Origin of the sequence: Nocardia asiatica NBRC 100129 (assembly GCF_000308415.1) — a bacterium.
Lineage (GTDB): Bacteria > Actinomycetota > Actinomycetes > Mycobacteriales > Mycobacteriaceae > Nocardia > Nocardia asiatica.
The window spans coordinates 22,653-32,652 of sequence record NZ_BAFS01000174.1 but is presented as its reverse complement, the minus strand read 5'-3'; the positions used below and the strand labels follow the sequence as shown (position 1 = coordinate 32,652).

The window sequence follows — 10,000 nt, the reverse complement described above, 5'->3', positions numbered from 1 at the left end:
TGCTGCGGTCGGGCGCCGAGACCGCCGCCCGCAACGCTCTGATGGCGTTCGCCCAGGCACTGGGCCGGATGCACGCCGCCACCGTCGGGCGCGAGGCGGACTTCGTCGCGCTGCTGCGCCGGGTGGACGTGGTGCACCGGGTGGACGGCATAGCGCAGCAGGCCGAGTCGGCGATCGCCGAGGTGCCCGGGATGCTGCAGCGCGAACTGGGCATCGAGGTGCCCGGCGAGATCGCCGAGCGGATCGTGCGGGGCAATCGGCTGTATTCCGCGGGCCGCTTCCGGGCGTTCAGCCCGTCGGACCTCTGCCCGGACAATGTGATCTTGAACGAGGAGGGCGCTCGCTTCCTCGACTACGAGTGGGGCGGGTTCCGCGACGCCACCCTGGACATCGCCTACGCGCTGGTGTCCTTTCCCGGCTGCCTGTGCGATGTCGAACTCTCCCGCGAACGCGCCAGGCAGATGGTGGAGGCGTGGCGAGCGGAGGTCGTCGGCGTGTGGCCCGCGCTGGCCGATGATCAGCAACTCGACGAACGCATCCTGGAAGCCAGGCTGATCTGGGTGTGGCTGTCCACCTATTGGTTCCTGCCCGCCGACCACTCGCGTATCGCGGCGGCCAGGGAGCACGGGCTGTCGGTCCCGCGCTCGGCGGCGCTGATCAACCGTTGGGCCGCGCTGGCCGAAGATGCCCGGTGCACGGGTGACGACATCGTGGGCGATTTCGCCGAAGACGTCTCGGCGATGCTGGAAGAGCGCTGGTCGGAGTAGGTCTTCCGCGGTCGGGGAAGGATCGCCACTGGGCGGTCGGTGGCCGGTCGACGCCACCGAAACGATCGCCGTGCGCGACCGCGGGTCCGTTCGCCCTGTCGCCTGCACCGGGATATGAATCTCGCTGTGCGCCAGGCACAATGAGAGTTTCGGAGCGCTCGCTCGAAGGTAGGGAGCGGGCGCGGGGGAGAGGAGTGCCCGCGTGGGTTACCTGCTGCTGGTCGTATTCGTGATCGGTCTCGTCGCTGCTGTGCTCGGCGTCGTGATCCGGCGGCGGCGCGACGCCCGCCGCCAAATCGGCGAAGACACGACGACGCGTGCCCGCGCCGCCGGGGCGCAGCTGAGCAAAGCGGCTCGCGCCCGGCGGTGGCGGAACCGATCGCACAGCAAGCCGAACAACCACTCCGCGGGCGGCGGCGGATGCAGCGGCGGTGGGTGCGCCGGCGGCGAGTGATCCGGCGCGACGGTCAGCCGACCGGGACCTGCCGCGGCTCGATCCGGCCTCCGGAACGCACCGCGAACGAAGCTCCATGGCGCACACCGGAATTCGGGTCCGTCACGTTCAGCAGGTAGTACCAGTCCATCTGCGCGTGGTGGGCGGTGATCTCCAGGACGCCGTAACCGTGCGAGTCCAGTTCCACATAGCGCAGGTGACGATTGACCGACGCGAGCGAGGCCGCCAGCGGCGCGGAGTTCACCCGGAGTATGTCGCCGATGCTGGTCGAGGTCACCGACGGCACCACGAACTCGGCGCCCGCCGTCGCCCCGCCCGGGTAGTTCGCCGCGTCCACCGGGAGGTCCGCGGCCCAGGAGGAGTGGATGTCGCCGGTCAGGAACACCACGTCGGAGATCTGCTGGTCGAGGATGGTGCGGAACAGGCGGGCGCGGTCGGCGGTGTAGCCGTCCCACTGGTCGCCGTTGAGCGACGGGCCGGCCTGCGGGATGCCCATGGTGCTGGTGATCGCCGCCGTGGTCGCCGGCTCCAGCGGCGGGAAGACCAGGGGAGCGATCATCACCGAGTTGCCGACCAGCTTCCACCGCACCGGCGCGGACGCCAGGCCCGCGGTCAGCCACTCCATCTGTGCCTTGCCGGTGATGGTGCGCGCCGGATCGTCGGCCTCGCGCCAGTCGGCGCCGGGCTTCGCCTCTTGGTCGCGGTAGCTGCGCAGATCGAGCATGGCGAGTTCGGCCAGGGTGCCGAAGCGCAGCCTGCGGTAGATCCGCACGTCGGCGCCGGACCCGGACGCGCGGACCGGCATCCATTCCAGGTAGGCCCGGGCGGAGGCGGCGCGCCGGTCGGCCCAGCCGCCCTCGATCGCGGGATCGTGATTCTGCGCGCCGCCGGACCACGAGTTGTTCGCGGATTCGTGGTCGTCCCAGGTGCAGATGAACGGCAGTGTGGCGTGCAGGCCGAGCAGATCCGGGTCGGTCTTGTACTGCGCGTGGCGGACGCGGTAGTCGGCCAGGCTGACGATCTCCTCGGCCGGTTCGTGCGAACGCACGGCGCCGTTGCGCCCCCCGTACTTGCCACTGCCGTATTCGTAGATGTAGTCACCCAGGTGCACGATCGCGTCCAGATCGGTGCGGGCGGCCAAGTGACGGTAGGCGCCGAAGTAACCCGCCTCCCAGTTCGAGCACGACACCACGCCGAAACGGAGGCGGTCAGGTGCGTCCTCCGTGGCCGGTGCGGTCTTGGTGCGCCCGACCGGAGAGGTCTCGCCGAGAGCGCTGAAGCGGTAGAAGTACTCCACACCCGGCGCCAGGCCGGACACGTCGACCTTGACGGTGTGATCGGACTCCGCCGAGGCCGTCGCGGTTCCGGAGGCGGCGATCGAGGCGAACCGGTCGTCCGCGGCGACCTCCCAGCGCACGGTCGCCGGTTCACCCAGACCGGAGCCGGGTGCGGCGTCGTCGGAGACGGTGACGCGGGTCCAGAGGATGACACCGTCGGGAAGTGGGTCACCCGAAGCGACGCCGTGCCGGAAGACCGGTGTGGCGGCTGCCGCGCGTCCTGAGCCCAGTACCGCGGTGGCGGTGGCGGCGGCCGCGCCGCCCGCCAGGAGGACGCGCCGAGCGAAGCGCGGCATGGACGAGGGATCTGAAACGGGAACGTTTTCAGGCACGGGTACCGATCCCATCCGAAGTGCCGGTGACTCGCAACTCGGGTTCGCCGCCGTGCTGGTCCGGACCGCGCCGTCCCCGCGGGAACGGCATGTCGCGCTGTCGGTGCGGCTCGGTAACGTCGTGCGGGTGAGCGATGGTTTGTTCGACGTGCCCGGCGCCGCGGTGCCCCCGGAGCATTCGATCGACACGGTGGTGCGCAAAGACGCGGGTGCGCCGCTGGCCGTGCGTATGCGTCCGGCGGCGCTGGAGGAAGTGGTCGGCCAGCAGCATCTGCTCGGGCCCGGCTCTCCGCTGCGGAGGCTGATCGAGGGTTCGGGCGCCGCGTCGGTGCTGCTGTACGGCCCGCCCGGCACGGGCAAGACGACCTTGGCCGCGCTCATCTCCCGAGCCACCGGTCGCCGGTTCGAGGCGCTGTCGGCGCTGTCGGCGGGCGTCAAGGAGGTGCGCGCGGTCATCGACCTGGCCCGGCGCAGGCTGTCGGCGGGCGAGCAGACCGTGCTGTTCATCGACGAGGTACACCGCTTCTCCAAGACGCAGCAGGACGCGCTGCTCGCCGCGGTGGAGAACCGGATCGTCCTGCTGGTCGGCGCGACCACCGAGAACCCGTCGTTCTCGGTGGTGTCGCCGCTGCTGTCGCGCTCGCTGGTGCTGCAACTGCGGTCGCTGACCGAGGCCGACATCCGTCAGGTGCTCACCCGCGCGATCACCGATCCGCGCGGTCTGGCCGGCGCGTACACCGTCACCGAGGCCGCGCTCGACCACATCGTCCGGATCGCGGGCGGCGATGCCCGCCGCGCGCTGACCGCGCTGGAAGCGTCGGCCGAGTCCTCGCTCGACGGCACCGTCGACGTGGACCTGGTCGAGGCCAGCGTGGACAAGGCCGCGGTGCGCTACGACCGGGCAGGCGACCAGCACTACGACGTGATCAGCGCGTTCATCAAGTCCATCCGCGGTTCGGACGTCGACGCCGCGCTGCACTACCTGGCGCGCATGCTCAGCGCGGGGGAGGATCCGCGGTTCATCGCCCGCAGGCTGATGATCCACGCGAGCGAGGACATCGGCATGGCCGACCCGATGGCGCTGCAGACGGCGACCGCCGCCGCGCAGGTGGTGCAGTTGGTCGGTCTGCCCGAAGGCCGCCTCGCGCTGGCGCAGGCCACGATCCACCTGGCGACCGCCCCGAAATCGGGCGCCGTCGTGGCCGCGATCGGCGCGGCCATGGCCGACGTCGCGGCGGGCAAGGCGGGTGCGGTCCCGCCGCACCTGCGCGACGGTCACTACCCGGGCGCGGCGGCGCTCGGCAACGCCCAGGGCTACAAGTACCCGCACGACGACAAGGACGGCGTGCTCTCCCAGCAGTACCCGCCCGACGAACTGGTCGGTGTCGACTACTACCAACCCACTGATCACGGCCACGAACGCGAGATCGGTCCCAGAGTCGACAAGCTGCGCCGCATCGTCCGAGGCTGACCCGGCGGGACCGGTTCGCGGGCCGGTCGCCGGGACGCGCGGGCAGCCCCGGTCGATGGAAATTCGCGTGCGCGGCACCGGTAGGCTGGGTATTCGTGCAGACCCACGAGATTCGACGGCGTTTCCTGGACCATTTCCTCCGTGCCGGCCATACCGAGGTGCCGAGTGCCTCGCTGATCCTGGCCGACCCGAACCTGCTGTTCGTCAACGCAGGCATGGTCCAGTTCAAGCCGTACTTCCTGGGTCAGGAGGCGCCGCCCTACCCGCGGGCGACCAGCGTGCAGAAGTGCGTGCGGACCGGTGACATCGAAGAGGTCGGCGTCACCACGCGGCACAACACCTTCTTCCAGATGGCGGGCAACTTCTCCTTCGGGGACTACTTCAAGGAGGGGGCGATCACCCTCGCCTGGGAGCTGATCTCCAAGCCGCAGGACGAAGGTGGTTACGGGTTCGATCCGGAGCGGATCTGGGTGACCGTCTACCAGGACGACCCGGAGGCCGCGGAGATCTGGAAGCGGGTCGCGGGCATGCCCGAGGAGCGCATCCAGTTCCGCGACGGCAAGGACAACTACTGGGACATGGGCGTGCCCGGCCCCGGTGGCCCCTGCTCGGAGATCTACTACGACCGCGGGCCCGAGCACGGCCGCGACGGCGGGCCGGTCGCCGACGAGGACCGTTACCTCGAGATCTGGAATCTCGTCTTCATGCAGGATGTTCGCGGTGAGCTGAGCCCGAAGCTGGGCCATCCGCCGGTCGGGTCGCTGCCTAAGAAGAACATCGACACCGGTATGGGCGTCGAGCGGATCGCGCTGCTGCTGCAAGGCGTGGACAACGTCTACGAGACCGACCTGCTGCGCCCGATCATCGACAAGGCCGAGGAGCTGACCGGGCGCTCCTACGGCGTCCAGCACGAGGACGACGTCCGTTTCCGCGTGATCGCCGACCACGCCCGCACCGCCGCCATGCTGATCGCCGACGGCGTGAACCCCGGCAACGACGGCCGCGGCTACGTGCTGCGCCGCCTGCTGCGCCGCATCGTGCGCTCGGCCCGCCTGCTCGGCGCCCAGAAGCCGGTGATGAGCGAGTTCATGAAGGTCGTCAGCGACTTGATGGCCCCGTCCTACCCGGAGCTGGCGACCGACTTCCGCCGGATCGAGACGGTGGCGGTGGGTGAGGAGACGGCGTTCCTGAAGACGCTGAACACCGGCTCCACGCTGTTCGACAACACCGCCGCCGCGGTCAAGGCCGAGGGCGGCAGCACGATCGCCGGATCGGACGCCTTCACGCTGCACGACACCTACGGATTCCCGATCGATTTGACGCTGGAGATGGCCGCCGAGGCCGGGCTGTCGGTCGACGAGGAGGGCTTCCGCTCGCTCATGGCCGAGCAGCGCAAGCGTGCCAAGGAGGACGCTCAGGCCCGCAAGCACGCGCACGCCGACCTAACGGTCTACAAGGAACTGGTGGACCGGGGCGCCACCGAGTTCACCGGTTTCGACGAACTGACCTCCGAGGCCACCGTGCTGGCCCTGATCGCCGACGGCGTGCGGGTGCCCGCCGCGACCGCGGGTCAGGACGTCGAGGTCATCCTGGACCGCAGCCCGCTCTACGCCGAGTCCGGTGGCCAGATCGCCGACCGCGGTTCCATCACCGCCTCCTCGGGTCTGAAACTGCGCGTCAACGACGTGCAGAAAATCGCCAAGAAACTCTGGGTGCACAAGGCCACCGTGGAGCACGGCCAGATCACCGAGGGCGATATCGTCCTCGCTCAGGCGGACCCGGCGTGGCGGCGTGGCGCGACCCAGGGGCATTCCGGCACGCACATGGTGCACGCCGCCCTCCGGCAGGTGCTCGGCCCGAACGCCGTGCAGGCCGGGTCGCTGAACAAGCCGGGCTACCTGCGTTTCGACTTCAACTGGCAGGGTCAGCTGTCCGAGCAGCAGAAGGCCGACATCGAGGCCGTGTCCAACGACGCGGTCGGCGCCGATTTCCCGGTGAACACCTTCGTCACCGACCTGCCGAAGGCCAAGCAGATGGGTGCGCTGGCCCTGTTCGGCGAGAACTACGGCAACGAGGTCCGCGTCGTGGAGATCGGCGGCCCGTTCTCGATGGAACTCTGCGGTGGCACCCATGTGCAGCACTCCTCGCAGATCGGTCCGATCACCGTGCTCGGTGAGGCGTCGGTGGGCTCGGGGGTGCGCCGCGTGGAGGCGTTCGTCGGCTTGGACTCCTACAAGTACCTGGCCAAGGAACGCGCCCTGCTGGCCGGTGTGGCTTCCGCGCTGAAGGTGCCCTCCGAGGAGGTGCCGGGTCGCGTCGAGCAGCTGGTGGAGCGGCTCAAGGTGGCCGAGAAGGAGCTCGAGCGCACCAAGATGGCCGCCGTGCTGTCCTCGGCGGGCAGATTCGTCGAGGAGGCCGAGCGGATCGGCCGTCTGCTGCTGGTGGCCGTGGCCGCGCCCGAGGGCGTACCCGCGGGTGATCTGCGCACGCTGGCCACCGACATCCGCGGCCGGTTCGGCAGTGAGCCCGCCGTGGTGGTGCTGCTGGGCAACGCCGACGGCAAGGTGCCGTTCGTCGTCGCGGTGAACAAGCCCGCGCAAGAGCTCGGCGTCAAGGCGGGCGATCTGGTCGGCAGCTTCGGCCCGAGTGTCGCCGGACGCGGCGGCGGCAAGCCGGAGATGGCCCAGGGCGCGGGTTCGGACCCGTCCGGCATTCCGGCGGGCCTGGCGGCGGTCCGCGCGCGGGTGGCCGAACTGGCCGGGTGATGGGCGAGGCCGCAGAACCGGAGAGGTCGGCGCCGCACGGCGCCGACCGGCCCCATCCCGCCACCGATCCCGGTCGGGGCAGGCGGATCGGCGTCGACGTCGGCAGTGTCCGGATCGGGGTCGCCGCGTGCGATCCCGACGGCATCCTCGCCACCCCGGTGGAGACGGTGCCCCGTGCGAAACAGTCGCGCCGTTCGGCTCCCGCACCCGATATCGAAAGAATTGCCGAAATTGTGCGGGAGTACGAGGCAGTAGAGGTAATCGTCGGATTGCCGCGAACATTACGCGGGGAGAAGGGCACTGCGGCTACGCTGGCCAGCGCATTCGCTGAGCGATTGCGGGCCGCCGTCGGTCCGGTGCCGGTCCGGCTTTCCGACGAACGTTTGACTACGGTGTCAGCTGCACGTGCATTGCGGGACAGTGGAGTTCGCGCGCGTGGCCAGCGGCAGGTGATCGATCAGGCGGCGGCCGTGTCGATCCTGCAAGGATGGTTGGACGAACGGAGTGCGGTGTTGAGGTCGGTGGAAGCGGGACGTCCTGCGTCGTCCGGGGACGATGCATGACGGATCGGTGGGCGCGGGCCGAGGAACTGTTCCGACAGCGCGAAGCTGATCGGCGCTATCGCAGAGACGACCGGGCCTGGGGCGAACACGAGGACGGCGACGACTACTACGACGACGACACGACCGTCATCCCCCGCTACGTCGACGACGAGGAGGACGAGCCGCCCGCGCCGCCTCCGCCCGCCCCGCGGCGGGGTGGGCAGCGCGCGAGCGCCACGCGCGAGCAGGCCCCGCGCCGCGTCAAGCGCGACCGGCCCGAGCGTTCCGGGCGCTCCGGGCGTGGCAAGCGGTCCCGGGTCGCCTCGCGCAAAGCCGCCGAGCGCAAGCGGCGCCGCCGCACCATATGGATCGTCGGAGGCGTCTTCGCGCTGCTGTTCTGCGGCGCCGTGGTCTTCGCGGGCATGAAGCTGGTCGCCAGTTTCGGCCCGCCGGAGGACTACGCCGGTCCGTCCGGCCCCCTGGTGATCGTGCAAGTGCACGACGGCGACACCTCGACCCAGATCGCGGCGACCATGCTCGAGAAGGGCGTCGTCGCGAGCACCGGCGCGTTCATCGAAGCGGCCGTACGGAACTCGAACATGAGCGCGGTGCAGCCGGGCTTCTACGCGATCCCGAGCCGCAGTCCCGCCGTGGAGGCGGTGGCCGCGCTGGTCGGCAAGCAGTCCAGGGTGGGCAACCTGGTCGTCTCCGAGGGACGGCTGCTGCACGATCAGCACGACATGAGCACCGGCGGGCGGTATGACGGCATCTACCGCAAAATCGCGGAGGCCAGCTGTATCGGCACCGGCGCCGACCAGAAGTGCGTGACCTACGAACAGCTCGATGCCGCGGGCGCGAGCCTGGACCTGGCCGCGCTGGGAGTGCCGGCATGGGCGATGCAGGGTGTCCGGGACTGCCCGGACCGGACCAGGCAGCTGGAAGGCCTCATCGCCGCGGGCACATGGGACTTCGATCCCAGCGGTACACCGGAACAGATCCTGCGGCAATTGGTGACCGCGAGCGCGAAGAGCTATGAATCCACCGGACTGCTGCAGTCCGGCGCCGACACCAAACTGACGCCGTACGAGACGCTGGTCGCCGCCTCGCTGGTGGAACGTGAGGCGAAGCCGCAGGACATGGGCAAAGTGGCGCGGGTGATCGTGAACCGGCTGCGGGTCGATCAGATGCTGCAGTTCGACTCGACGGTGAACTACACCCTGGATCGCACCGAGGTGGCGACCACCGACGCCGACCGCGCCCAGGAAACCGCCTGGAACACCTATGCGATGCGGGGACTGCCCAAGACCCCGATCGCCGCGCCGTCGCTGAACGCGTTGCGCGCCATGGAGAATCCCGAAGTGGGGCCGTGGCTGTACTTCGTCACCGTCGACAAGCAGGGCACCACCCTGTTCACCGACGACTATCAGGAGCATCTGCGGCTGATCGCCAGGGCGCAGCGCAGCGGCATTCTCGACAGTTCGAAGGACAGCGGTGGCCGATAGTCGCAAGGCTGCGGTGCTGGGCAAGCCGATCGCGCACTCGCGATCGCCACAGCTGCACTTGGCCGCGTATCGGGCGCTCGGACTGGACTGGAGCTATGAGCGCATCGAGTGCTCGGCCGAGCAACTGCCGGGGTTGGTCGACGGGCTCGGGCAGGAGTGGGTCGGGCTGTCGGTGACCATGCCCGGCAAGGAAGCGGCGCTGGCCCACGCGGACCAGCGCACCGAGCGGGCCGTACTGGTCGGATCGGCCAACACCTTGGTCCGTGCCGGCTCGGGCTGGCTGGCCGACTGCACCGACGTGGACGGTGTGCTCGGCGCGCTGCGCGGCGGTGGCGTCACCGACGTGGCCGAGGGCGTGGTGCTGGGTGCGGGCGGCACGGCGCGGCCCGCCCTGCTTGCGCTGTCGGAGCTGGGCGCGAAGTCGGTCACCGTGGTGGCGCGGGACGCGGGGCGGGCCCGTGGCGCGCTGGAGCTCGCCGAGCGGCTCGGGATGGTCCCCGCACTGGCCGGATTCGATGCCCGGTCCCTGCACGGCATCTGTGCGGCGGCAGGCGCCGTGGTGAGCACCATTCCCGCCACCGCGGCCGCGGTCGTGGCCCCGGCGGTGGCAGCGGCGCCGGTGGTGCTCGACGCGATCTACGACCCGTGGCCCACCCCGCTGGCCGAGGCGGTGGAGCGGGCCGGGCACACGGTGGTCAGCGGTCTGGAGATGCTGCTGAACCAGGCATACGGGCAGGTCGAGCTGTTCACCGGGCGGTCGGCGCCGCGCGCGGAGATGGCGGCGGCGCTGGTCGAGGCGCATCGACCCTAGAATTGATACCGGTTCTAGT

At 70.2% G+C, this 10,000-nt stretch carries 8 protein-coding genes; 7 read left to right on the top strand and 1 reads right to left on the bottom strand.

Annotated elements, in window-relative coordinates; genetic code table 11:
- Together ON27_RS16685 and ON27_RS16680 are read left to right on the top strand one after the other, a co-directional pair.
- The coding region (locus tag ON27_RS16685) for a phosphotransferase family protein (protein WP_043727437.1) at positions 1-767 on the top strand (767 nt) is incomplete at its 5' end.
- 202 nt (positions 768-969) lie between these two features.
- Positions 970-1,221, top strand: coding sequence for a hypothetical protein (locus tag ON27_RS16680; RefSeq protein WP_043727435.1), 252 nt, complete (start codon positions 970-972; stop codon positions 1,219-1,221).
- A gap of 13 nt (positions 1,222-1,234) precedes the next feature.
- Here the strand turns inward: ON27_RS16680 and ON27_RS16675 are convergent, their stop codons facing one another.
- Complete coding sequence (locus tag ON27_RS16675) at positions 1,235-2,854, bottom strand: alkaline phosphatase D family protein (RefSeq protein ID WP_043727433.1); 1,620 nt, start codon at positions 2,852-2,854, stop codon at positions 1,235-1,237.
- Positions 2,855-3,017: 163 nt separating this feature from the next.
- Between ON27_RS16675 and ON27_RS16670 the strand changes: the two genes are divergently transcribed.
- The 5 genes from ON27_RS16670 to ON27_RS16650 all read left to right on the top strand — a co-directional run bounded on the left by ON27_RS16670 (position 3,018) and on the right by ON27_RS16650 (position 9,981).
- On the top strand, positions 3,018-4,361 hold the full coding sequence (locus ON27_RS16670; protein ID WP_051046683.1) for a replication-associated recombination protein A: 1,344 nt from the start codon (positions 3,018-3,020) through the stop codon (positions 4,359-4,361).
- Between the two features lie 95 nt (positions 4,362-4,456).
- On the top strand, positions 4,457-7,126 hold the full coding sequence (alaS, locus tag ON27_RS16665) for an alanine--tRNA ligase (RefSeq protein WP_043727430.1): 2,670 nt from the start codon (positions 4,457-4,459) through the stop codon (positions 7,124-7,126).
- On the top strand, positions 7,126-7,689 hold the full coding sequence (gene ruvX, locus ON27_RS16660) for a Holliday junction resolvase RuvX (RefSeq protein ID WP_043727425.1): 564 nt from the start codon (positions 7,126-7,128) through the stop codon (positions 7,687-7,689). The genes alaS and ruvX overlap by 1 nt, the downstream gene beginning before the upstream one ends.
- Complete coding sequence (locus ON27_RS16655; protein WP_043727422.1) at positions 7,686-9,170, top strand: endolytic transglycosylase MltG; 1,485 nt, start codon at positions 7,686-7,688, stop codon at positions 9,168-9,170. The genes ruvX and ON27_RS16655 overlap by 4 nt, the downstream gene beginning before the upstream one ends.
- Complete coding sequence (locus tag ON27_RS16650; protein WP_043727420.1) at positions 9,160-9,981, top strand: shikimate dehydrogenase; 822 nt, start codon at positions 9,160-9,162, stop codon at positions 9,979-9,981. The genes ON27_RS16655 and ON27_RS16650 overlap by 11 nt, the downstream gene beginning before the upstream one ends.
- Positions 9,982-10,000 lie beyond the last annotated feature (19 nt).